Origin of the sequence: Luteimonas gilva (assembly GCF_005239095.1) — a bacterium.
GTDB classification, from domain to species: domain Bacteria; phylum Pseudomonadota; class Gammaproteobacteria; order Xanthomonadales; family Xanthomonadaceae; genus Luteimonas_C; species Luteimonas_C gilva.
This window is the reverse complement of sequence record NZ_SZUA01000003.1, coordinates 226,205-249,151: the sequence shown is the minus strand read 5'-3', so window position 1 is coordinate 249,151 and position 22,947 is coordinate 226,205. Positions and strand designations below refer to the sequence as shown.

Sequence of the window (22,947 nt, the reverse complement as noted above, 5' to 3'; positions counted from 1 at the left end):
CTCCCGCAAAAGTATCCGCTTCGGCGCGATCAATGCTTGCCATATTTATCGTCCAGGCGCTTGTTCAGCGCCTTGCCCTGCACTTTCGCATTCGCCTTCTGCGCCAATCGCGAAGCCAATTTGTTGGCGGCGCCGGCGACTTCGTCGCGCAGCTTCAAATAATGGGCGTAGCGGTCCGGATCCAGCTTGCCGGCTTCGAGCGCGGCGCGCACCGCGCAGCCCGGCTCTTTCTGGTGCCGGCAATCGCGGAACTTGCATTGTTCGGCCAAAGCTTCGATGTCGGCGAAGCCGCCTTCGGCCAAATCCTCTTCGCCGGTCGGCTTGAGTTCGCGCATGCCGGGCGTGTCGATCAGGCAAGCGCCCGACGGCAACGGGATCAGCGAACGGTAGGTGGTGGTGTGGCGGCCGCGCGAATCGGATTCGCGCACCTCGCCGGTCTTCATCCGCTCCGCGCCGAGCAAAGTATTGGTCAGGGTCGACTTGCCGGCGCCGGACGAGCCGACCAGCACCACGGTGCGGCCCGGCTGCAGCCAGGGATCGAGCGCGGCCACGCTGTCGCGGTCCTTGGCGTTGATCGCGCGGATCGCCACGTCCTGCGCCGCCAGATCGACCAGCGAAGCCATCGCCGCATCCACCGCGCCGGCGTCGGCTTCGATGGCGCGGTCGATCTTGGTCAGCACCACCACCGGCTCGCTGCCGCCACTGCGCACCAGCAGCAGATAGCGTTCGATCCGACGCGGGTTGAAATCCGCATCCAGGCCGCAAACGACGAAGGCGGTGTCGACGTTCGCGGCGATCAACTGCTGCTTGTAGTGCTCGCCCGCGGCGCCGCGCTTGATCGCGCTGCGCCTCGGCAGCAGCGCGACGATGGCCGAGCCTTCGACCAGCACCCAGTCGCCGACCGCGGGCCGCTGTTCCGGCGGGAATTTCGGCCGCTGCCATTCGGGCAGGGAATCGACCTTGACGGCCTGTCCCGACCCCTCGGCGACCGCGTAACCCGACCGGTGCTGTTCGACCACCCGCGCCGGCCGCGCTTGAGGATGGGCCGCGATGGCCTGGCGCCAGGCGGCATCGTCCGGCGGGCCTTCGAACGGCCAACCGATCGCGCGCAGCGGGTTCATGGGAAGAAATTCGCCTGCATGGCCGGATTCTATGCGAGTCGAACGCAGGCGCGGTTTCGGCTAGTCTGGCCAACCCCTCCTTTTTCCGTCCGCCGATGTCCTCGTCCTCCTTGCCCACCCGCCAGCGCCTGTCCGAAGTCCGCTACGAAATCCGCGGCGAACTGGCCCGGCGAGCCCGCGAGCTCGAGGCCCAGGGCCGGACCCTGATCAAGCTCAACATCGGCAACCCCGGCGCGTTCGGTTTCCGCGCGCCGGAGCATCTGCAGCGGGCGATCGCCGACCACATCGCCGGCACCGATCCCTACACCCACCAGCAAGGCCTGCCGCAGGCGCGCGAAGCCATCGCCGCCTTCCACAAGGCGCGCGGCACGCCGAACGCGTCGCCCGAGCGCGTGTTCGTCGGCAACGGCGTGAGCGAGCTGATCGACATCTCCTTGCGCGCCCTGCTCAATCCGGGCGACGAAGTGCTGCTGCCCTCGCCCGACTATCCGCTGTGGAGCGCGGCCACCATCCTCAACGACGGCCGCCCGGTCTATTACCGCTGCGATCCGGACAACGGCTTCCTGCCCGACCCGGACCAGATGGAAGCGCTGGTGTCCTCGCGCACCCGCGCGATCGTGCTGATCAATCCGAACAATCCCACCGGCGCCAATTATCCGAAGTCGCTGCTGGAGCGGATCGTGGCGATCGCGCAGAAGCACAAGCTGCTGCTGATGGCCGACGAGATCTACGACGGCATCCTTTACGACGGCCATCAATTCGAACCGATCGCGCCGCTCGCCGGCGACCTGCCCTGCCTGTCGTTCGGCGGCTTGTCGAAAGTGCACCGCGCCTGCGGCTGGCGCGTGGGCTGGGCGGTGCTGTCCGGCGATCCGCTGGCCAGCGGCGACTACCACCACGCGATGGACCTGCTCGGCGCGCTGCGCCTGTGCGCCAACGTGCCGGGCCAGTTCGCGATCGAGGCCGCGCTGCACGGCCAGGACACGATCACGCCGCTGTGCGAGCCGGGCGGCCGTTTGTACGAAGCGCGCCGCGCGCTGATCGAATGCTGCGCAGCCAGCGAGCATCTGCAGTTGGTCGCGCCGCAGGGCGCGCTGTACGGATTCCCGTCCGTGGTCGGCGCGGCCGCGGCCGGTTTCGACGACCACGCCTTCGCTTTGGAGATGCTCGAGCACGAGGACGTGCTGATCGTGCCCGGCTCCAGCTTCAACGTGCCCTACCGCAACCATTTCCGCGTCACCCTGCTCCCGGAACCGGCGCAGCTGCGCGAAGTGTTCGCGCGCATCGACCGCGTGCTGGCGCGCCGCGCGGCGGATGCGCGCGAACCGCATGCGGCGGTGGCTTGAAGCGTCAAGAGCTTTTTAGACGCGGATCGGAGCAAGAACAGCGGATAACGCTTATAAAGTTAAAACGTTTTTATCCGCTGTTCTTGCTCTAATCCGCGTCTAGGCTTTTGCTTCCAACCATGACCGATCAACCTCAAGCGATCCGCTATCTCGCCCTCGGCGACAGCTACACCATCGGCGAAAGCGTTCCGGAAGCGGGCCGCTGGCCTATGCAGTTGGCCGCCGCCTTGCGCCGCGAGGGCATCGCGCTGGCCGATCCGCGCATCGTCGCCACCACCGGCTGGACCACCGACGAACTCGATGCGGCGATCGACGCCGCCGAACCGCTCGGCGATTACGGCTTCGTCAGCCTGCTGATCGGCGTCAACAACCAATACCGCGGCCGCGGCGTCGGCGAGTACCGCGACCAGTTCGCAGCGCTGCTGCGGCGCGCGATCGGTTTCGCCGGCGGCCGCAGCGATCGGGTGCTCGTCCTGTCGATCCCGGATTGGGGCGTCACCCGTTTCGGCCGCGATTCGGGCCGCGACCTGGCGCGGATTTCGCGCGAACTGGACGAGTACAACGCCGCGGCGCGGGACATTTGCGCGGAACAGGACGTGGCCTTCGTCGACATCGCGCCGGTCAGCCGCGAACGCGGCGCCGATGACGCGATGCAGGCCGACGACGGCTTGCATCCCTCCGCGGCACTGTACGCCGAATGGACGCGCCTGGCGCTGCCTGTCGCGCGCGGATTGCTGGCGCGATGAACGTCTCGCAGCCGTTCGCGCGGCGTCAAGCCGACAGCATCGCCCGCGCCTTCCTGCCGCTGCGCTGGTGGGGCAATCGCTACGACTACTACTACACCCGCGAAAAACTGGCGAGCGATCCGCTGTATCCGGGCGTGCTGCAGGCGCTGCGCGGCACCGACGCGCCCTTGCTCGACCTGGGCTGCGGCCTGGGATTGCTGGCGCACGCGCTGGCGCGCGACGGACAAGCATTGGCCTATTACGGCGTCGACAACGACGCGCCGAAGATCGAGCGCGGCCGGCGCGCCGCCGAGCGCAGCGGCTTGGCGAACGCGCGCTTCGAAGTGGTCGACCTGGCCAACGAACTGCCCGCGCATCGCGGCAGCGTGGCGATCCTGGACGTGCTGCAGTACTTGCCGCAAACGGCGCAGCAACGGCTGTTGGATGCGGCCGTCGCGATGCTGACGCCAGGCGCCAAGCTAGTGATCCGCGCCGCATTGGACGACGGCGGCCGGCGCGGCAGCGCTACGCGCTTAACCGATCGCTTCGCGCACCTGGTCGGCTGGATGCAATCCGCGCCGGCGCATTACCCGACCGAAGCCGGTTTGCGCCGGAGCTTGGAAGACGCGGGCTTGTCGGTCGAATTCGCGCCGCTGTACGGCAATACGCCGTTCAATCATTGGTTGATCGTGGCGAAGCGCGAAAACTGAGGCAACGATGCTTCTCCTTCTCCCATCGGGAGAAGGTGCCCGAAGGGCGGATGAGGGTTCGGAGTACGACGCAAGCTGGAATGACGTCGCTTCGCCGAACCCTCACCCAACCTCCTCCCGAGGGGAGAGGGCTAATCTAAAACGCGCAGGCGTCCCAGCCCTGCGGCGTCGCGCGGGTCGAATCGTCGGAGAAACGGTCCCTGCGCATGGTTTGCGCCCATTGCTCGGCTTCCGAAAGCTGCGCGGGCGTCAAACCCGACGCGGCCGCCGCTAATTCCCGATCCAAACCTCCTGCGCGATGCGCTTCGGCCCCGAGGCGATAGAGCTTGAGATAGCGGTAATGCTGCACCGGATCGGCGCCGACCAAACCGGCGAGCAGATTCTGCGCGCCCGGCTCGTAAGCCCCGCGCAGCAGATCGACCACGCGCCAATCGCCCGACGCGAGTCCCGCTTGGATCATGGCCTGCGCCTGTTGCTTGTACGCTTGCAACGACTGCGGCCGCGCGAGCAGGCTGCGCGCGTCGTAAAGCGGACCGCGATCCAGATAACAGGCGCGGGCGTCCTTGTCGCCCAGTCGTGCGGCTTGCGCCATGTTCGCCACCAGCGTGCCGAGCATCGCTTCGTCCACGCCGGCACACAAATCCTGGACCGCGCGAGCGGATTGCTGGCGCAGCTCCATCGCCTCGAGCAGCATCTGTTGGGTGCGCAGCTGTTCGGGCCGCAGGTTCTCGGTCGATTTCCCGGCCAGGTCGTTCATGGCGGCGGCGTTGCGCCATTGCGCTGCGTTCTGGCGGCTGCAATGGTCCAGATCGCGGAACAGGCGCGACGCCGCGGCCGCGTCTCCGGCCGCGGCGCGCGCCTGCAATTCGGCATAGGTTTGGCGCAGCGGCGTGCCGGCGTTCGGCAACGACGCGCCTTTTTTCGCGGCGAGCCGCGCATTCTCGCTGGCGGCGGCGAGCGGCGCATCGGTCGCCGCGTCGGCCGCGCGTTCCGCGCTGGCGATGGGCGCGGCATCGAACGACGACGGCGCGTTCGCGCGGCCCAGGAAATAGGCGCCGGCCAGTGCGGCCAACGCGACGCCGAGGGCGAGCGCTTGGCGCCGGGTCATGCGCTGATTGTCCGAAAATGTTTCATCGCGCTTCACTCATAAGGAAAGGAACAAGGATCCCAACCGGTCACCGTCGACTCGGTCGAATTGCCCGCGTCGAAGTCGCGATGGAACACGGTCTGCGCCCACGCGTCCGCTTCATCGCGCCGCTCCGGCGCGAGTTGCGCCGCGGCGGCGGCCAATTGCTGGTCCAATTTGCGCGTCCGATACGTTTCCGCGCCGAGGCGGTACAGCTTGAGATAGCGGTAGTAGCGGTCGGGATCCGCGCCCAAAACGCCGGCCAGCAATCCGTCGGCGCCCGGCTGGTAGGCGCCGCGCAGGATGTCCACCACTTTCCAATCGCCGGCGGCGAGGCCGGCGTCGATCAGCGCCGGCACGCTGCGGCGGTACGCCGCCAGGCGTTCGGGATGGTCAATCAGGCTGCGCGTATCGTAGTTGGGTCCCGTCGCCAAATAACAGGCGCGCGCGTTCGGTTCGCCGAGCTGCGCGGCCTTTTGCATATTGGGCACCAGCGAATCCAGCATCGCCGCATCCGCGCCGTCGCACAGCGCATGCAGCCGCGCCATGTTGCGCTTGCGCGATTCGATCGCTTCCAGCTGAGCCTGGTAATTCTCCAACTGCTCGGGCGGCATGCCTTTGACGCCTTCTTCCAGCAACTCGTCGGCGAGCTGGGAATTGGCCCAGTCGATGCCGCGGAAACGGCCGCATAGGCTCAAATCCCGATACAGTCGCGTCGCGGCCGCGACGTCGCCCGCATTCGCGCGCGATTGCAGCTCCGCGAACACGTTCTGCAGCGGGGCGCCGGGCGGAGGCAGCGAAATGCGCACGCGCGCCGCGTGCGGGTTCGACGCGGGAACATGCGCTGCGGCGCTGTCGCCGCTATCGGCATCGGCCACGACGGCGTTCGCCGCCGCTCTCGCGCCGGCCGGAGGCGGATCTTGCATGCGGCCCAACTGATAGGCGCCGGCAACGGCGATCAGCCCGGCGCAGGCGATGGCGAAATGCAGGCGGCGCATCGGCTTAGGCTAACGCAGAGCGGCAGGAGCCGCTCCGCGTCGGCGTTTCGCTTGCGTGCGGACGGCTATTCCTCGCTGGCCAGGACGTAGGCCGACGAGGCGATCGAAGTGTCGCCGGTCAGGATCGCGGTGTTCTTGCCCGACGCGGACGGCAGGCCCACCTTCAGATTCACCGCGCCGGACACCAGCGCGTCCAGCACCTGGGTCAGGATCGGCAAGCCCAAGGCGACGTTGCCGCAGCCTTGCGCCGCCGGCACCGCGAACGCGTTGTCGACCAGGGTCGCATCGTCGTTCTGGATGTAGCCGATGTAATTCGGCTCGTCGGTCCACACCGTGTAGGTCTCGCCCGGGTCGCCGGAAATCGGCAGATTCGGCGGCGGCGGCGCGGTGGTGCCGGTCTGCAGCTTGATCACGATCGGGTTCTGCGCCGAACCGATGTAGCAGGTGTCGCCCAGGAACGGATTCTGCAGCTTCACGCGCACCGCCATCTTCACCGCGGTGGGATCGCTGCCGTCGGTGGGCGGATACAGCGCGTTGATGAAGTTGGTTTGCGCCGGAGCGACGGGCTCCATCGTGGCGGTCACGTCGTTGGCCACCGCGACGATCGCCCAGAAGGCGGTCCATAGCGGGCCGGGCCAGTTGGGATTCGGATTCATGATGCCGAGCAAGCCGCCGGGCACCTTGGCCGGCGGCGCGGACAGCGTCGGCGCGCCGACCGCGGCGTACAGCGGCGAATCGCTGAGCCATTTGATCCCGCCCTGCAGCACGATCGGCTTGTCGATCGGCAAAGTGGTGCTGCCGATCTTGAACATGCCCGAACGGGTGGTGTTGAGAACGCAGCTGCCGCCGTCGGCGACATCCGGATTCGTATACGGACAGTATTTGAATTTCGCGTACGGTCCCGATGGCGTGCCTGCGGCCGCGTCCGGCGCGGCGAGGACGCCGGCCAGCGCCGCCGTGGCGAAGGCCAGGGAAAGCGATGTCTTGAGCATGTTCGAGCTCCTGAAGCGGTGATGGGTCGATGCGCGGTCCGAGCGAACCGCGGAACTTCGAGAACGTCCTTCCATGACGGCCGCTCCAAACGCATCGCGCTCGGAGCGACCGCACGTCGGTCCGCGCTTGGTCGCGGACCTCGCCTTCCTTGGCGACTCGTGAGCGATGGGTTCGCTTCGTCGCGAACCGCTCAGATCAAGGGAAATAAGCGCGGATCGGGGTATCGGAAGTCAGGCCGGGCGAACGATGGCTGACCGTGCAACCGCCCGCGAGCGAACCGCTGAAGGTGAAGTAGGCGTTGTACGGGCCCGGGCTGGTGGGCGGATCGGGCGAGTACGGATTCGCGTTCGGCAGATTGCCGCTCACGCTGCCGGTGCAGGTCTGCGGCGGCGTCGGGAAACGGATGTTGATGCCGCTGATCGTGAGGTTCACCGAGGTGCCCGCGCCAGCGGTCGGCGCGGAGACGTTCCACGGCAAGACTTTGGTGATGCCGGTGCAAGCGCCGCTGCCGGAGAACGTCGCGTTGGTGACCTGCGCCGCGCCGCTGGTCAGCGTCAGCGTGAAGGCGGACGTGCACGGCACGGTGTTGCCCAGGTAAGTGGCGGTGGTCGGTCCGGAAATCACGACCGTGCCGTTCCTCACCCAGGCCGAGCCGTTCCAGATTTCCAGGCCGGAAGCGAAAGCCGACGAAGCCGCAAACGAACCGGCGACGATCATGGCGGCGAGAGCGGCGGATTTGAGCTTGAGCATGACGCTGTACTCCGATGTAGTTGAGGGCCCGGACGCCTCCGCGTCCGAGGGTTGCCACGGAGTGCACGGCGCGTGGCGGCGCTGCCTTGCGAACAAGGCGGTATTGAACGGCTCAGTCAGTAGAAGCCCTTGCGGATCGACAGGCCGATGATCCGCGGATCCTGGATGAACACGTTCGAAGTCAGGCCCGTGTCGTCGCTATTGAGGAAAGTGCCGGTGATGGCTTTGCCGCCGAGCGCGTTCTTCACGTACAGCTGCACGGTCAAATCGCTGTCCAGATGCTGATAGGTCAAGGAAAGATTGACGTTGCCCCAGTCGTGCAAACGGTCGATCTTGTCCTGGTAGATGCGCGCCCAACTCGGGCCCTGGTAGTACAGATCGGCGCGCACGGTGAGGTCGCCTTGCGCCAGCGCGAACCGGTACTGAGGACTCAAGCTCACCGTGAGATGCGGCGCGTTCGGCAGCTGGTGGCCGCCGACGTTCTTGGCGAAGCCCGCGCCGCCGTTCGGCGCATCGGTGAGCGGGTTGTAGTAGGTGTCGGTGCCGAGCAGGTAGGCGCGGTCGCCGGGACCGCCTTCGAAACCCTGGTCGCGGGTGAAGCCGCCCGCCGAGAGGTAGTAGTTGTTGGCGCAGAAGCTGTTGAGGTTGTTGGCCGCGTTGTTGAACGGCGCCGGCTGGGTGTAGGTCGCCTGCAGCACTTTCTCGACCAAGTCCTTCGGCGCGACGCAATTGGAGGCGAGCTGCAGCCAGGGCCGCACCACCACCCAATCCGAATTCCCCGCGGTGCGGTCCATCACGTCGATCGAGTATTGGTTCTTGCCGATCTTGGTGTCGAGCAAGCCGACGTTGCCGCTCAGTTCGAACTGCGGCGTCGGCCGCCACACCGTCTCGAATTCGGCGCCCCAGGTTTCCGCGTCGAAGTTCTCGTTGAGCGTGGCGCGGTCCTGGATCTGCGAGATCTGGTAGTCCTTGTAGTCGTTGTAGAAGAAGGTGGCGTTGAACAGGAACTTGCCGCCGCCCATCACGTTCTTGGCGCCGAACTCGAACGCGTTGACGTATTCGGCCTTGAACTCCGGATTGCGCTGCTCGAAGGTCAGGTATTGCGGGTTCGAACCGATGCCCGGCGAATTGGTGCCGCCGGCCTTGTAGCCGCGGGAAGCGGAGGCGTAGAACATCGTGCTGTCGGTGAACGACAAGTCCGGCGACCAGTCCAGCACCAGGCGGCCGGTCGGTTCGTTCCAGGTTTGGCGGATGTCCGGATTGGACGGATAGCCGTAGCCGACGTAGCCGCCGCCGGCGGTGTACAGCGGCGGATCGGTCGCCGTCAGCAGCGTCTGGCTCGGCACCGGCTGGGTCGTTTTCACGTCGCGCGTATAGCGCAGGCCCGCGGTGAGCTTCACCGCGTCCGACAGCTGCCAATAGGTCTCGCCGAAGATCGCGGCCGAACGCGTTTTGGCCATGTTGCGGCTGCGGAAATAGTTGTGGCCCTGGCCGTCGATGCCGTTGAGCGGATTCGGATCGATGTAGACGCAGGGAATGCCGCTGTCGACGCCGTCGATGATCTTGGTGGCCGTGCCGGGCTGGCAGTAGGCGGGCGGCGCACCGGTGTCGGTGCCGTTGAAGATGATCTGCGCCGCGGCGGTCAGCACGTTGCTGAACACGTAGTAGCTTTCGTCGACTTTGTATTCCAGGTAATTGGCGCCGACGCTGAAGTTGAACGGCCCGTCGAATGAAGACTGCAGGCGGAATTCCTGCGACCATTGGGTGCTGTCCGAGTCGACCAGGTCGACGGTCAGCATGCGGTTCGAGCAGCCGAGCTGCGGATCGCAGAACACGCCGTTGGGCAGGAAATCGTTGGCCGGGCCGATCGTGCCGTCGGGCAGGAAGCGCGACACCCCGCTGGAGGTGTTGGTGAACACCGGATTGGACTGGAAGCGGCCGTAGTCCTGGGTCGAGTAGTACTGGTCGCGGGTGTACAGGCTTTGCGACACGAATTGCAGGTGATCGCTCACGTCCGCGTCGAAATTCAACTGCACGACGTCGTTCTCGGCCTTGAACACCGGGTCGTAAGTGGTGGCGATCTCGCGCAGATCGTCGGACTGTGTCACGCCGGCGTAAGGATTCAGGCCGCGCGGGATCAGCGTGGCGACATCGACGAAATTGCCGTCCGCATCGAACAGATAGCCCACCGGCGCGGTATTGGTGCCCAGCACGAACGGCAAGCTGCCGCCGTTGGGCACGCCGAACGCGCCGCGGTTGTACAGCGACCCGTCCACGCAGGCCTGGCTCATGTAGTTGCGGTCCAGGTCCGACACGGTGGTGGAACCGATCGTCGCCGGGCCCGGATCGGTGTAGCAGAGCTGCTTGCCGGTGCGCGAGCGGTTGTCGTCTTCCTGGAAGTGCTCCCACACCAGGTTCGCGTTGAACGCGTCGCTGGGCTTCCACGCCAGCGAGGTGCGCACCGACAGCAGATCGCGGTCGTTCACCTTCTTGCCGGTCGCGGTGTTCTTGTCGTAGCCGTCGCGCTGGGTGTACTGGGTGGCCAGGCGGAACGCGAAGGTGTCGCTGAGCGGCACGTTGATCATGCCGTTGATGCGGCGCGATTCGTAATTGCCCACTTCGCCCTTGACGTTGGCCTCGAAAGCGTCCGGATCGGCCAGGTTGGGGATCATGTTGACCACGCCGGCGGTCGCGTTGCGCCCGTACAGCGTGCCCTGCGGTCCGCGCAGCACTTCGACCCGCTGCACGTCGAAGTATTCCTGCTCGAACAGCCGGTTGCGGATCATCGGCGTGCTGTTGAAGCTGACCGCGACCGCCGGATCGGTGGTCACCGACAACGCTTGCGTGCCGATGCCGCGGATCTGGAAGTTGTAGCTGGCGAAGTTGGTCTTGGTGAAGCTGACGTTCGGCGTCGCGGTGACCAGGTCGCCGCCGGTTTCGATCTTGCGGTCGTTGAGTTCGTCGCCGCCGAACGCGGTGATGGCGATCGGCACCTTCTGGATGTTCTCGACCTTCTTCTGCGCGGTGACGACGATCGTGTCGAGGGTTTTGGCTTGCGCCGCCGACCTAGTCGGGCTTGCGCTTGGCGCCGCTGGCTTGGCCTGTTCCTGGGACGCCGCCGCCGGTGTTTCGGCGCCCCGTTGGGCGTTTCCCAACGGCCCTCCGCTGGAAGACGCATCCGCGTCCGCATCGGCGCTGCGTTGCGCCGCGTCGCTGATCAGGATCGCGCCCGAAGCGCTGGTCGCGTAGCGCAGGCCGGTACCGGCGAGCAATTCGTCCAGCGCCTTCAGCGCGTCTTTCTCGCCTTGCACCGCGCGCGCGGCCTTGCCCGCCGCCAGCTCCGGCGAATACAGCAATTGCTTGCCGCTCTGCCGCGCGTATTCGGACAGTGCCGTATCCAGGCGTTGCGGCGGAATGTCGAAACGGGTGTTGGCGGCGTCCTGGCCCGCGTGCGCCAAGCAAGGCAGCAACGCGATCAGCAGTGCGCAAGGTTTCAACACGCGGTTCCGCCGACGATCCCGGTCTGGCAACTGCATCGCTCCCCCTTTCGATTAGCGGCTTTCTTGCGCCTGTTCCTAGTACAGACGCGGACGCAGCGGAAACCCGAACCGGGCAACGTTCCGGATCTTCTTTCTGAACCTGGGAGTTTTGTTTTGCGGCGCACCAAGCGCCGCGCTTCAACCGCGGATCGGCGGGCGCGGACTCAATACGATTCGGCCCTTGCGCTCTTCGGGAGCGCGCTCGATCGGGAAATAGGCGACCAGGGCCTCGACGAAAGTGCCGGTGTCGCCGGTGTTGAACGCGCCGCTAATGCGCAGCGACGCCAAGCGCGCGTCGCTCAGCACGACCTGCTGGCGCGAATAGCGATTCATCTCGGCGACCGCGTCTTCCAAGCGCTCGTCTTCGAACACGACCTGGCCGCGCCGCCAGCTGACGACGCGTTTCACGTCGGCCTCGCGCACTTGCGGCCGCGCTTTGGCGACTTCGACGAACTGCTGTCCGGGGCGCAACTCGGCCAAGGGCGAATCGGCGGCGTCTCGCTCGCCGCGGTCGCGGGTCACCTTGACCCGGCCTTCCAGCAAAGTCACTTCGAACATGCGTTCGGACACGCGCACGTCGAATTCGGTGCCCAACGCGGTCACCTGGCGTCCGCCGGCGTCGACCACGAACGGACGCGTGCGGTCCTTCGCCACCTTGAACAAAGCCTGGCCGCGCTCCAGCGTCACGCTGCGCAGGCCGGGCTCGTAGCGCACCGACACGCGGCTGTCGGTGTTGAGCGTGAGGATGGAGCCGTCGTCCAGGGTCACGGTCGAGCGTTGCCCGATCTCGGTCGTGTAGACGTTGCCGGCGAGCGTGTCGCGGGCGTCGCGATAGGCTTGGCGGGCCGCGTCCGGGCGCAACAGCATCGTGCCCGCCCCGGCCGTGACCAGCAGCGACGCGGCGATCGCGAAACGCCGCACCCAGGTGCGGCGCCGGTTGCGGCGCGCGATACGGTCCAGGGTCTCGCCGCGCAGCGCGCGCATCTGCGGCGCATCGGCGACCGACCGCGCCAGCGCATGCGCCGACTGCGCGCGCGCGTAAGCCTGCGCATGCTCGGGCGCGAAGTCGCGCCACGCTTCGAAAGCCTCCCGCGTCCGGCGATCGTCGCCGGCGTCGCGCAGGATTTCGCTCCAGCGCGCCGCGGCTTCATCGATGCCTGCGGGTCCGGTGTCGGCTTGATCTCGGGTTGGCGTGTCTTTCCTGTTCATCTGCCGTATCTCTAGCAGTTGCCGCGAACGCGCATCCGGCGCGTCCCATTGTCCGGGGCCAGCCCGGCCGCGGCCAGCTAGTCTCGGTCCTCCGCGGCCATGACGATGCCGAGCTGCGCCAACGCCTTGGCCATGTGCTTTTCCGCCGCCCGCACCGAAATGCCCATCATTGCGGCGATTTCGGCGTATTTGCGCTGTTCCAGGGCGCGCAGCACGAACACGTCGCGGGTCCGTTCGGGCAGCCCGCGCAGCACCGCTTCGACCTGTTCGACCGCCTCCCTACCCAGTAAGACGCGCTCGGGCGAAATATCCGTAGCGGGTTGGTGGATTTCCGCGTCGAACGACTCGTGGGCGTCCTGGTCGCGGACGTCGCGGCGCCGGCGCCAATCGCGCAGGGCGTTGGCGGCGACCTGGAACACGTACTGCTCCACGTGCTCGATCGGTTCGCCGTGGGCGCGCCGGATCAGGTGCAGGAACACTTCCTGGGTCAGGTCCTCGACCTCGGCGGCGTCCTTCACCCGCTTGGCGAAGAAACCGCGCAGCGGAGCGCGGTAACGGAGGGAAACATTGTTCCAGCGGTCGGCGAAGTCCTCCCCGTACTCGGCCAGGGAAGCGGAATCGAACGACCGCGGGACTGAATTGGCCATGGCTGTCTGCATCCCCCTGGACGCCGCGAATCCTTCCGATGCCCTCGCGCGAACGCCGCCGCGCGAGGCCGGCAGGTAATCACCTCAAAATCGGCGCTGCACGCTGCGGTGCAATATCGGCGCGTTCAGCGCGGCTCAGGGGCGACTTCCTCCGGCAGCACCGTCGAATAGCCGCGAGCATCCAGGCGCCGCAACAAAGCGGCGATCATCTCCACGTTGCGTCCGTGCCGCGCCCCTTCGTGCAACAGCACGATGCCGCCGGGCGCCAGGTCGCGCTCGATCATCGCCACCACGCCGTCGACGTCGTAGCGCACCGCGTCGAAGCCGCGCGCGTTCCAAGCCGCCCGGGCCAAGCCCAAATCGCGCAGCGGCGCCGACACGAAAGGATTGGCATGCCCGACCACCGCGCGGAACCAGCGCGGCGCGGTTCCGGAGAGCTCGGTCAGGGTTTTCTGGCACTGCTCGATTTCGCGCCGCATCCGCCACGGCCCCAAGATCCAGAACCACGCCGAAGGATGGCTGGCGCTGTGGTTGCCGATGCCGTGCCCGCGGCGCGCGATCTCGCGCACCAAGGCCGGCCGCGCCGCGGCGCGTTCGCCGACCAGGAAAAAGGTGGCTTTCGCCCGATGCGCGTCGAGCAGGTCCAGGATCGCGGCGGTATCGTCGGACGGGCCATCGTCGATCGTCAGCCACACGCGCGGCTCGGCGATCGGCAGGCGCGACAGCACCGGGCCGTACATCCGCGACTGCGGCCGCAGCACGCCCCACCAGAACGGCAGGTGCGACAGCATCATCGCCGGCAATCCGATCCGCCAGCCGTAGCGCCACCAGATCGCGGCGACCAGCAGTTGCGAAGCGGCCAGAAGCAGCCACCAGGCGTGCGGTCGGCGGGGCGGGCGATGCAGATCCATGGCGCCGATGATGCCCACTCCCTAGGCTTTTTTGTAGGAGCGGCTTTAGCCGCGAGCCCTTTCCCGCATGTCGCTGCGACCTGAAGCGAAGAGCTCGCGGCTAAAGCCGCTCCTACAAGAGCGTCGGGCTCGCAGGAGGCGTAAAATGGGCGTTCCCCCAAGCTGGATCGCCCCGATGGCTCTCGACTCCGCCCTGCGCCAGCGCATCGAAACGCTGCTGAATTCCAATCGCGTCGTGCTGTTCATGAAAGGCTCGCCGAACGCGCCTCAATGCGGTTTTTCGGCGAAGGCGGTCGCGGCGCTGGACGCGCTCGGCGTCGATTACGCCCACAGCGACGTATTGCAGGACGGCGAGATCCGCGAAGGCATCAAGGCCTACGGCGAGTGGCCGACGATTCCGCAGCTGTACATCGACGGCCAGTTGATCGGCGGCAGCGACATCATCGAACAGATGGCCAACAGCGGCGAACTGCACGGCGCGCTCGGCCTGCCGCCGCCGGACCGCACGCCGCCGACGATCAACATCACCCCGGCCGCGGCGCAAATGCTGCGCCAGGCGGTGGAAGACGCCGGCGGCGAGGTCGTGGTGAAGCTCGACATCGACAAGAACTTCCGCACCCGCCTGCAGCTCGCGCAAGACGATCCGGGCGCGATCACCGCCGAAGCCGAAGGCGTGCGCGTGCAATTCGATCTGAGCGGCGCGCGGCGCGCGGACGGCCTGACCATCGATTGGGCCGACGATGCGCGCGGCCGCGGCCTGGTGATCGACAACCCGAACGCGCCCGCGCCGGTGCGCGGCATCGGCCCGGCCGAAGCGAACGAGCGCGTCGCCGCCGGCAGCCTGATCCTGGTCGACGTGCGGCCGCCGGACGAGCGCGCGCAAGCCGCGGTCGGCGTCGCCTTCCAAACCCTGGACGGCGACGGCATCGAACGCCTGCGCGCGCTGCCCAAGGACACCGCGCTGGCCTTCCTCTGCCACCACGGCGGGCGCAGCGCGCAGGCGGCCGAGCATTTCCGCGGCTTAGGCTTCGGCAACGTGTTCAATGTCGAAGGCGGCATCGACGCCTGGGCCAACGACGTGGATCCTTCGTTGCCGCGTTATTGATCCTGCTTTGTAGAGCGGGGCTTGCCCCGCTGCTTCTGCTTGTCGTTGATTGTGTAGAGCGGAGCTCGCTCCGCTGCTCTTGCTCTTCGTCTTAGCCTACAAGCAGCGGAGCAAGCTCCGCTCTACACGGGCGAAAAGCGAAGGCAGCGGAGCAAGCTCCGCTCTACAAAGCCTTAGCCGGCGAAACCGCCGCCGGCGTCGAGATAGGCCTGTTCCTCAGGCGTGTTGATCCGCCCGAGTTCGCGATTGCGGTGCGGAAACCGGCCGAAACGCGCGATCACGTCGCGATGCGCGATGGCGTATTTCAGGTATTCGCCGTCCAACGTGCGCGACAATTCCACCGAGCGTTCCTGATCGGCCAAATTCTCGGAATGCTCGAACGGCAGATAGAAGAAGGCGCGCAGGGCCGGATCGGCCGCGCGATCGAAACCGGCGTCGACCGCACGTGCGGCGTAATGCTTGGCGAGCGGGTCGGTCGCGTACGAATGCCCGCTGCGGCGGAAGCAGTTGCGCGGGTACTGGTCCAGCAGGATCAGCAGCGCCAGCGCGCCTTCCGCATCGCCCATCCAGTGCTCCAGTTCGCGCCGCGCGGCGGCGTAATGCGCCGCTTCGAAGCCGCGCCGGAATTCGGCGTCGAATTCGTCGCTGCGCGCGAACCATTTGGCGTAGCCGGCGTCGCGCCAGAAGCCGACGACGTCGGCAGGGGTAACGTCCATCGATCGCTCTCCAGAAACTTCGCTTTTAAGCCGTCATTCGCGCGAGGCGGAATCCGGCGGCTGAGCTCCCATTTGTCCGGCCGCATCTAAAGTCGCCGGATTCCCGCCTTCGCGGGAATGACAGCTAAGAGCAAAGCGGCTACAAAAACTTCTTTTCCGCTTCGCTCGGCTCGTGCCACCAAGCGTTGTCGCGGCCGTTGCTGAAACGCACCGGCGCGGCCGCCAAAGCCTCGTCGTCGATATCCAGCGCGGCCAGCTGCACCGAGTAGAACTTGCCGCCGACTTCGGGAATATCGCCGTGGCCGAAGCTGCGCACGCCGCAGCGCTTGCAGAACGGCCAATGCACGCTGCTGGTGTTGAATTGGTAGTCGGTCACCGCATCCGCGCCCTGCAGCAGGCGGAACGCTTCCGGTTTGACGCTCGCGCTCCAATTGCGGATCTTGCGGCAGATCGAGCAGTTGCATTTGCCGCCGCCTTCGCCCAGATCGAGATCGACTTCGTAGCGCACGTCGCCGCAGTGGCAGCCGCCGGTGTAGGTTTGGATCGCCATGTCGCCCTCGGTCGGAAACGGGACGCCAGGATACGCGATCCGCTTTTTTGTAGGAGCGGCTTCAGCCGCGCAATGATTTGGGCGAAAAGCTCGCGGCTGAAGCCGCTCCCACAAAATCACAAAGCCTTAGCGAGGACCGCGTCTTCGTAGTCGGTATCGCCGACCCGGAACAGGCGGTCGCCGATCGGTTCGAAGCCTTGGCGGCCGTAGAACGCCAGCGCGCGCGGATTTTTCTTGTACACGCCCAGCAACAAACGCCCGGCGCCGCGCCGGCGGGCCTCTTCGACCGCAACGCCCATCAGCGTCGCGCCGTGGCCGCCGCCGTGGAAGCGATGCAACAAATAGATCCGCTTCAGTTCGACGTCGTCGCCGAACGTCCTCACGCTCGGCAGATCCGGCGGCGACAACATCGCGAAACCGACCGGCGCGCCGCCGGGCACCGCTTCGGCGAGCCAGAACGCGTAGCCGTCGTCCGACAACGCCGCCGCGTAGCGTTCGGCCGTGAAATGCAGGGCGCAATGGGCCAGTATGTCGGCGCTGCCGAGCAGGCCGGCGTAGGTTTCCATGAACGTCGCCGCGCTCACCGCGGCCAGCGCCGCGGCATCGTCCGTTCCGCAGCGCCGGATCGCGACGCCGACTTCGTCCGCCGCGCTCATTCGTCGAAACGCAGATGCCGCACCGACTTGCCGTGGCGGCGGATCAGGCGCAAGGCTTCGATGCCGATCTGGATGTGGCGCTCGACGAATTCGGCGCTGACCTTGGCGTCGCTGGCTTCGGTCTTCACTCCGTCCGGGATCATCGGCTGGTCGCTGACCAGCAGCAGCGCGCCGCAGGGGATGCGGTTGGCGAAACCGGCCGCGAATACGGTGGCCGTTTCCATGTCGATGGCCATGCAGCGCAGTCGGCGCAGGTAATCCTTGAAGGTTTCGTCGTGTTCCCAGACGCGGCGGTTGGTGGTGTAGACGGTGCCGGTCCAGTAGTCGTGGCCGAGGTCGCGGATCATGGTCGAAACCGCGCGCTGCAGCGCGAACGCCGGCAACGCCGGCACTTCCGGCGGCAGATAGTCGTTGCTGGTGCCTTCGCCGCGGATCGCGGCGATCGGCAGGACCAGGTCGCCGAGCGCGTTCTTCTTCTTCAATCCGCCGCATTTGCCGAGGAACAGCACGGCCTTGGGCGAAATCGCCGACAGCAGATCCATCATCGTCGCCGCGTTCGGACTGCCCATGCCGAAATTGATCATGGTGATGCCGTCGGCGGTGGCGCTGGGCATGGGCCGGTCGTGGCCGACCACCTCGGCGCCGGTCAGGCGGGCGAAGTGTCCCAGGTAACCGCCGAAATTGGTCAGCAGGATGTGCTCGCCGAAGCCGTCCAGGGGCACGCCGGTGTAGCGCGGCAGCCAGTTGTCGACGATCTGTTCTTTTTCTTTCATGAGCGTCTCCGTTCTGCGCCATTTTGTCACGCCGGCATGACCATCGACACGGTTGGCAGGGAGCGGCGGCCCGGGCTACGGTGGGGCGTTCGCTCCGGGGAATAGCCATGCTCAAACCGCTGATCGCCGCGCTCGGCGCCGTCCTGCTGGTCGGCTGCGCGCACACCGCTTCGACCCAGAAACCGGAATCCGCGGCCAAGCCGCGTTTCACCGACGATCCCTACGCCAGCACTTACCGCCCGATCGCCTCGCCGCCGGTGCTGATTTCCGGCGCGACCGTGCTGACCGGCACGGGCCAACGCCTGGAAGGCGCCGACGTGCTGCTGCGCGACGGCAAGATCGAGGCGATCGGCGCCGGTTTGGCCGCGCCCGCCGACGCCACCCGCGTCGACGGCCGCGGCAAATGGATCACGCCGGGCCTGATCGACATCCACTCGCATCTGGGGGTGTATCCCAGCCCGGGCATGAGCGCGCACAGCGACGGCAACGAGATGACCGGGCCGGTGACGCCGAACGTGTGGGCCGAACATTCGGTGTGGCCGCAGGATCCCGGCTTCCTCACCGCGATGGCCGGCGGCATCACCTCGCTGCAGGTGCTGCCCGGCTCGGCCAACCTGATCGGCGGCCGCGGCGTGACCTTGAAGAACGTGCCGTCGACGACCTACCAAGGCATGAAGTTCCCCGGCGCCCCCTGGGGTTTGAAGATGGCGTGCGGCGAGAACCCCAAGCGCGTCTACGGCCAGAAAGGCGGCCCGGGCACGCGCATGGCCAACGTCGCCGGCTACCGCGCCGCCTTCATCGACGCGGCCGAATACCTGAAGAAGAACAAAGGCAGCGGCAAGTCCGACAGCGACAAGGACAGCGGCGGCAAGCGCGACTTGAAAATGGACACGCTGGCGGGCGCGATCAACGGCGACATCAAGGTCCATATCCACTGCTACCGCGCCGACGAGATGGCGACGATGATCGACCTGGCCAAGGAATTCGGCTTCAAAATCTCCGCCTTCCACCACGGCGTGGAGGCCTACAAGATCGCCGACAAGCTGGCCGCCGAAAACATCTGCGGCGCGCTGTGGGCCGATTGGTGGGGCTTCAAGATGGAGGCCTTCGACGGCATCCAAGAAAACCTGGCCCTGGTCGACCGGCCGAAGAACGGCTGCGCGATCGTGCACTCGGATTCCAGCGAAGGCATCCAGCGCTTGAACCAGGAAGCGGCCAAGGCCATAGCGCACGCGCGCCAGGCCGGCATCGAGATTTCGCCGGAGCACGCGATTTTGTGGATCACCGCCAATCCGGCCAGGGCTATGGGCATCCTCGACAAGACCGGCACGTTGGAGCCGGGCAAGATGGGCGACGTGGTGCTGTGGAACGGCAACCCCTTCAGCGTGTACGCGCACGCCGAGCAGGTGTACGTCGACGGCGCGCGCGTCTACGACCGCGCGGACCCCGCGCGGCAGCCGAAGTCGGATTTCATGCTGGGGCAGGACGCTGCGATGACGGGAGGTGCGCTGTGAGCCGGATTTCTTCCCTGAGCCGTCGAGGCGCCGAACTCGCGACATCGTCATCCCAGCGAAAGCTGGGATCCAATTTGACGTTGTGTCGCACCGACGCTTCATCGAAAGCTAAATCAAAATGGATCCCAGCTTTCGCTGGGATGACGGGTAAAGGAACGCTCGCTGCGATCCTGATGCTTGCTGCATCCCAAGCCTTCGCCCAAGACCTGCTGATCCGCAACGCCACCGTCCACACCGCCACGTCGCGCGGTACGCTGAATAACGCCGACGTGCTGGTCCGCGGCGGCAAGATCGCCGCGGTCGGCAACGGTCTGGCGGCGGCGGGCGTGCAGAGCATCGACGCGCAAGGCCGGCCGCTGACGCCGGCGTTGTTCGGCGGCATCAGCGAAATCGGCATCGACGAAGTGTCGGGCGAAGACGCCACCACCGACAGCTCGCTCGCGCTCGGACAGAACGCGAAAGACATGGTGGTGCGTCCCGAATTCGACGCGACCCTGGCCTACAACCCCGACTCGGTGCTGCTGCCGGTGGCGCGGGTGGAAGGCATCGGCTTCACCCTGCTCGGCGCGGGCAGCACCGCCGGCGGTTCGATCGTCGGCGGACAAGGCGCGGTGATGCGCCTGGACGGCAGCCCCGACCCGATCGGCCCGCGCGTGCTGTTCGTGCAATTGGGCAGCGACGGCGCCAACCTGACCGGCAGCACGCGCGCGGCGCAGTGGATGCTGCTGGACCAGTTCATCGACGAAGTGCGCGGACGCATTCCGGCCGGTTCGCACATGGCGATGCTGACGCCCGCCGGCCGCACCGCGCTGGCGCGCTACATCGACGGCGGCGGGCGCGTCGTGGTCGGCATCCATCGCGCCGCCGACATCCGCCAGCTGCTGCGCTGGTCCAAACGCCACGGCGTGCGCATCGCCATCGCCGGCGGCGCGGAAGCCTGGAAGCTGGCGCCGGAACTGGCCGCGGCGAACGTGCCGGTGTTCGTCGATGCGCTCGCCAATCTGCCGTCGGACTTCGACCAGATCGACGCGACCCTGGAAAACGCCGCGCGCTTGCGCAAGGCCGGCGTCGCGGTCTCGTTCTCGCTGGGCGATTCGCACCAAGCGCGCAAATTGCGCCAGTTGGCCGGCAACGCCGTCGCCAACGGTTTGCCTTGGGAAGACGGTTTGGCCGGATTGACCCGCGTGCCGGCCGACGCGCTGGGCGTCGGCGACCGGATCGGCAGCATCGCGCCGGGCAAGACCGCCGATCTGGTGCTGTGGGACGGCGATCCGCTCGAAGTCAGCACGCTGGCCCAGCAAGTGTGGCTGGGCGGCCGGGCGATGCCGATGCGCAGCCGCCAGACCGAATTGCGCGACCGCTATCTGCGCGCCGATCCGCCGTCCGAAACCCGCGGACTGCCGCGCGCGTATCCGGCGCCCGTGCGCTGACGCGGCCCGCTTCCCCCTCGCGCGCAGGCGTAAGCTTGCGCGCGGGGACAAGCGCGAACGGGAGGCGGAGATGGAAAGCATCAATCACTGGGCCGTGCTGGTCGCGGCCGCATCGTCATTCCTGCTGGGCGGGATTTGGTACGGGCCCTTGTTCAAGCGCGCCTGGTGCCGCGAGGCCGGCGTCGATCCGGACAAACCCAACGGCCATCGGGCGAAAGTGTTCGGCGGCGCGTTCGCACTGAGCTTGATCGCCGCCGCGGTGTTCGCGATGTTCCTCGGTCCGAAACCCGCCCTGGGTTTCGCCGTCGGCGCCGGCGTGGCGGCGGGCTTGTGCTGGGTCGGGGCGAGCTTCGGCATCAATTACCTGTTCGCCGGGCGTTCGCTGAAGCTGTGGCTGATCGACGGCGGCTACCACACCTTGCAGTTCGCGCTGTACGGGCTGATCCTGGGCCTTTGGCACTGAGCCCGCCCATGCGCATCGCCTGGTATTTCGATTTCATCTCGCCGTTCGCTTATCTGCATTGGCAGAAGGTGAAACCGCTGATGCGGGAGCGGCCGGTCGAAGCGGTGCCGATCCTGTTCGCGGCCGTCCTCAACGCGCACGGCCAGAAAGGCCCCGCCGAAATTCCGGGCAAGCGCGAGTTCACCTATCGCCACGTGCTGTGGCAGGCGCGGCGCGAAGGCGTCCCGCTGCGCGCGCCGCCGGCGCATCCGTTCAATCCGATCCCGGCGCTGCGGCTGTGCATCGCCGCGGGCACGACGCCCGAGGCGATCGACGCGATCTACGACTGGATCTGGGGCCAAGGCCTGGCCGGCGACAGCGTCGAAGCCCTGCAGCCGCTGCTGGACCGCTTGGGCGTGGCGGCCGAAGCGCTGGGCGGCGAAGCGGTCAAGCAAGCGCTGCGCGCCAACACCGACGCGGCATTGGCCGCCGGCGTGTTCGGCGTGCCCACCCTGGCCATCGGCGAAACCCTGTTCTGGGGCAACGACGTCCACGAATTCGCGCTGCAGGCGCTGGCCGATCCCGGTTTGCTGCAAGACCCGGAAATGCGCCGGGTCGACTCCCTGCCGGTCGGCATCCGCCGGATCTGACTTCGCCGCAGCGCAGCACCGGAAGTGTGACGATATCTGCTAATTTCGCGCCTCTTCACCGGACTTCCGCCCATGCGCATCGGACTCGTCGTCGACTCGGCCTGCGACCTGCCCAAGGAATACTTGGAAGCCAACGGCGTCGACATCCTGCCGATCACGGTCAAGATCGGCGACGCCGAGCAGATCGACTACCGCGACCAGCGCGCGACCCTGGATTTCCTGCGCTCGCACGTCGCCGAACGCGGCGCCAACGCGGAGACGGTGCCGTTCACGGTCGAACAGATCCGCGACCTGTTCCTGCAGCGCCTGGTCATCGATTACGACTACGTGTTCTGCATGACCATCACCAAGACGCGCAGCCCGATCTTCGACAACGCCCAGCAGGCCAGCTTCGCCATCCTCAACGACTACCGCACGATCCGCGCGGCTGCCGGCAAGGACACGCCGTTCAACCTGCGCGTAATCGACACCCAGAACCTGTTTTGCGCGCAGGGCATCCTGCCGGTGGAAGCGGTGCGGCTGCGCGACGCCGGCGAAGGCGCCGCCAAGATCCGCGCGCGGCTGGAACACCTGGCGCTGCATACCCACGGCTATCTGATTCCGCGCGACCTGTACTACTTGCGCACCCGCGCGCGGATGAAGGGCGACCGCAGCGTGGGCCTGCTCAGCGCGGCGCTGGGCACCACGCTGGACATCAAGCCGGTGCTGCACGGCTATCGCGGCGAGACCGGCCCGGTCGCCAAGATCAAGGGCTTCGAGCCTGCGGCGCAGAAGATGTTCGAATTCGCCGGCAATCGCGTCCGCGACGGCTTGATGACGCCGACGTTGACGCTGTGCTACGGCGGCGAGCTGGACGAAATGCGCGCCCTGCCCGGCTATGCGCAACTGCGCGAGACCTGCGCCGAGCACAACGTGGAAGTGTTCGAGAGCGTGATGAGCCTGACCGGCATGGTCAACGTCGGCAAAGGCGCGGTGGTGGTCGGCTTCGCGGCGGAAGAACGCAAGTTCGATGCCTGAGGCGATAACGCGGCGCTAA

22 protein-coding genes are annotated in these 22,947 nt (G+C 66.9%); 9 read left to right on the top strand and 13 right to left on the bottom strand.

Annotation, left to right across the window (positions count from 1 at the left end; translation table 11 throughout):
* Window positions 1-29: 29 nt before the first annotated feature.
* Entirely contained in the window at window positions 30-1,121 is a 1,092-nt protein-coding gene (gene rsgA / locus FCE95_RS14815) for a ribosome small subunit-dependent GTPase A (protein ID WP_137267823.1), read from the bottom strand.
* 95 nt (window positions 1,122-1,216) lie between these two features.
* Between rsgA and FCE95_RS14810 the strand changes: the two genes are divergently transcribed.
* The 3 genes from FCE95_RS14810 (at window position 1,217) to FCE95_RS14800 (ending at window position 3,902) form a co-directional block, all read left to right on the top strand.
* On the top strand, window positions 1,217-2,467 hold the full coding sequence (locus FCE95_RS14810) for an aminotransferase class I/II-fold pyridoxal phosphate-dependent enzyme (RefSeq protein ID WP_137267822.1): 1,251 nt from the start codon (window positions 1,217-1,219) through the stop codon (window positions 2,465-2,467).
* Between the two features lie 119 nt (window positions 2,468-2,586).
* Entirely contained in the window at window positions 2,587-3,213 is a 627-nt protein-coding gene (locus tag FCE95_RS14805) for an SGNH/GDSL hydrolase family protein (RefSeq protein WP_137267821.1), read from the top strand.
* Window positions 3,210-3,902, top strand: coding sequence for a class I SAM-dependent methyltransferase (locus FCE95_RS14800; protein ID WP_137267820.1), 693 nt, complete (start codon window positions 3,210-3,212; stop codon window positions 3,900-3,902). The genes FCE95_RS14805 and FCE95_RS14800 overlap by 4 nt, the downstream gene beginning before the upstream one ends.
* Window positions 3,903-4,038: 136 nt before the next feature.
* Here the strand turns inward: FCE95_RS14800 and FCE95_RS14795 are convergent, their stop codons facing one another.
* From FCE95_RS14795 to FCE95_RS14760, 8 genes are all read right to left on the bottom strand, one after another.
* Complete coding sequence (locus FCE95_RS14795) at window positions 4,039-5,010, bottom strand: hypothetical protein (RefSeq protein ID WP_137267819.1); 972 nt, start codon at window positions 5,008-5,010, stop codon at window positions 4,039-4,041.
* A 32-nt stretch (window positions 5,011-5,042) separates the two neighbouring features.
* Window positions 5,043-6,026: a hypothetical protein gene (locus FCE95_RS14790; RefSeq protein ID WP_137267818.1), complete on the bottom strand. Its 984-nt coding sequence runs from the start codon at window positions 6,024-6,026 to the stop codon at window positions 5,043-5,045.
* 65 nt (window positions 6,027-6,091) lie between these two features.
* Window positions 6,092-7,018 (bottom strand): hypothetical protein, encoded by a 927-nt coding sequence (locus FCE95_RS17350; RefSeq protein ID WP_223266914.1) that lies wholly within the window; start codon window positions 7,016-7,018, stop codon window positions 6,092-6,094.
* A 196-nt stretch (window positions 7,019-7,214) separates the two neighbouring features.
* A complete protein-coding gene (locus FCE95_RS14780; RefSeq protein ID WP_137267817.1) occupies window positions 7,215-7,769 on the bottom strand; it encodes a hypothetical protein in 555 nt (184 codons plus the stop codon).
* A gap of 116 nt (window positions 7,770-7,885) precedes the next feature.
* Window positions 7,886-11,266: a TonB-dependent receptor gene (locus FCE95_RS14775; protein ID WP_223266913.1), complete on the bottom strand. Its 3,381-nt coding sequence runs from the start codon at window positions 11,264-11,266 to the stop codon at window positions 7,886-7,888.
* A gap of 180 nt (window positions 11,267-11,446) precedes the next feature.
* Complete coding sequence (locus FCE95_RS14770) at window positions 11,447-12,517, bottom strand: FecR family protein (protein ID WP_137267815.1); 1,071 nt, start codon at window positions 12,515-12,517, stop codon at window positions 11,447-11,449.
* Window positions 12,518-12,594: 77 nt separating this feature from the next.
* Window positions 12,595-13,164 (bottom strand): RNA polymerase sigma factor, encoded by a 570-nt coding sequence (locus FCE95_RS14765; RefSeq protein WP_189644786.1) that lies wholly within the window; start codon window positions 13,162-13,164, stop codon window positions 12,595-12,597.
* 125 nt (window positions 13,165-13,289) lie between these two features.
* A complete protein-coding gene (locus FCE95_RS14760; protein ID WP_137267813.1) occupies window positions 13,290-14,075 on the bottom strand; it encodes a polysaccharide deacetylase family protein in 786 nt (261 codons plus the stop codon).
* Between the two features lie 175 nt (window positions 14,076-14,250).
* Between FCE95_RS14760 and grxD the strand changes: the two genes are divergently transcribed.
* A complete protein-coding gene (gene grxD, locus FCE95_RS14755) occupies window positions 14,251-15,180 on the top strand; it encodes a Grx4 family monothiol glutaredoxin (RefSeq protein ID WP_137267812.1) in 930 nt (309 codons plus the stop codon).
* A gap of 173 nt (window positions 15,181-15,353) precedes the next feature.
* Here grxD and FCE95_RS14750 read toward each other — a convergent pair whose 3' ends face one another.
* The 4 genes from FCE95_RS14750 to FCE95_RS14735 all read right to left on the bottom strand — a co-directional run bounded on the left by FCE95_RS14750 (window position 15,354) and on the right by FCE95_RS14735 (window position 17,875).
* The gene (locus FCE95_RS14750) at window positions 15,354-15,896 is read right to left on the bottom strand and encodes a DUF924 family protein (protein ID WP_137267811.1); all 543 of its coding nucleotides are present in this window, start codon (window positions 15,894-15,896) and stop codon (window positions 15,354-15,356) included.
* 139 nt (window positions 15,897-16,035) lie between these two features.
* The gene (locus FCE95_RS14745; RefSeq protein ID WP_137267810.1) at window positions 16,036-16,446 is read right to left on the bottom strand and encodes a GFA family protein; all 411 of its coding nucleotides are present in this window, start codon (window positions 16,444-16,446) and stop codon (window positions 16,036-16,038) included.
* 116 nt (window positions 16,447-16,562) lie between these two features.
* Window positions 16,563-17,102, bottom strand: coding sequence for a GNAT family N-acetyltransferase (locus FCE95_RS14740; RefSeq protein WP_137267809.1), 540 nt, complete (start codon window positions 17,100-17,102; stop codon window positions 16,563-16,565).
* Complete coding sequence (locus tag FCE95_RS14735) at window positions 17,099-17,875, bottom strand: AMP nucleosidase (protein WP_137267808.1); 777 nt, start codon at window positions 17,873-17,875, stop codon at window positions 17,099-17,101. The genes FCE95_RS14740 and FCE95_RS14735 overlap by 4 nt, the downstream gene beginning before the upstream one ends.
* 107 nt (window positions 17,876-17,982) lie before the next feature.
* On the opposite strand from FCE95_RS14735, the gene FCE95_RS14730 reads away from it, so the two are divergent.
* The 5 genes from FCE95_RS14730 (at window position 17,983) to FCE95_RS14710 (ending at window position 22,928) form a co-directional block, all read left to right on the top strand.
* Complete coding sequence (locus tag FCE95_RS14730; RefSeq protein WP_137267807.1) at window positions 17,983-19,389, top strand: amidohydrolase; 1,407 nt, start codon at window positions 17,983-17,985, stop codon at window positions 19,387-19,389.
* 140 nt (window positions 19,390-19,529) lie between these two features.
* Window positions 19,530-20,819, top strand: coding sequence for an amidohydrolase family protein (locus FCE95_RS14725; protein WP_137267806.1), 1,290 nt, complete (start codon window positions 19,530-19,532; stop codon window positions 20,817-20,819).
* Window positions 20,820-20,889: 70 nt separating this feature from the next.
* Window positions 20,890-21,282, top strand: coding sequence for a DUF1761 domain-containing protein (locus FCE95_RS14720; protein WP_137267805.1), 393 nt, complete (start codon window positions 20,890-20,892; stop codon window positions 21,280-21,282).
* 8 nt (window positions 21,283-21,290) lie between these two features.
* Window positions 21,291-21,911 carry a 2-hydroxychromene-2-carboxylate isomerase gene (locus FCE95_RS14715; RefSeq protein WP_137267804.1) on the top strand — a complete coding sequence of 207 codons (621 nt, stop codon included), beginning with the start codon at window positions 21,291-21,293 and terminating at the stop codon, window positions 21,909-21,911.
* Window positions 21,912-21,983: 72 nt separating this feature from the next.
* Window positions 21,984-22,928, top strand: coding sequence for a DegV family protein (locus tag FCE95_RS14710; RefSeq protein WP_137267803.1), 945 nt, complete (start codon window positions 21,984-21,986; stop codon window positions 22,926-22,928).
* Window positions 22,929-22,947: the final 19 nt, after the last annotated feature.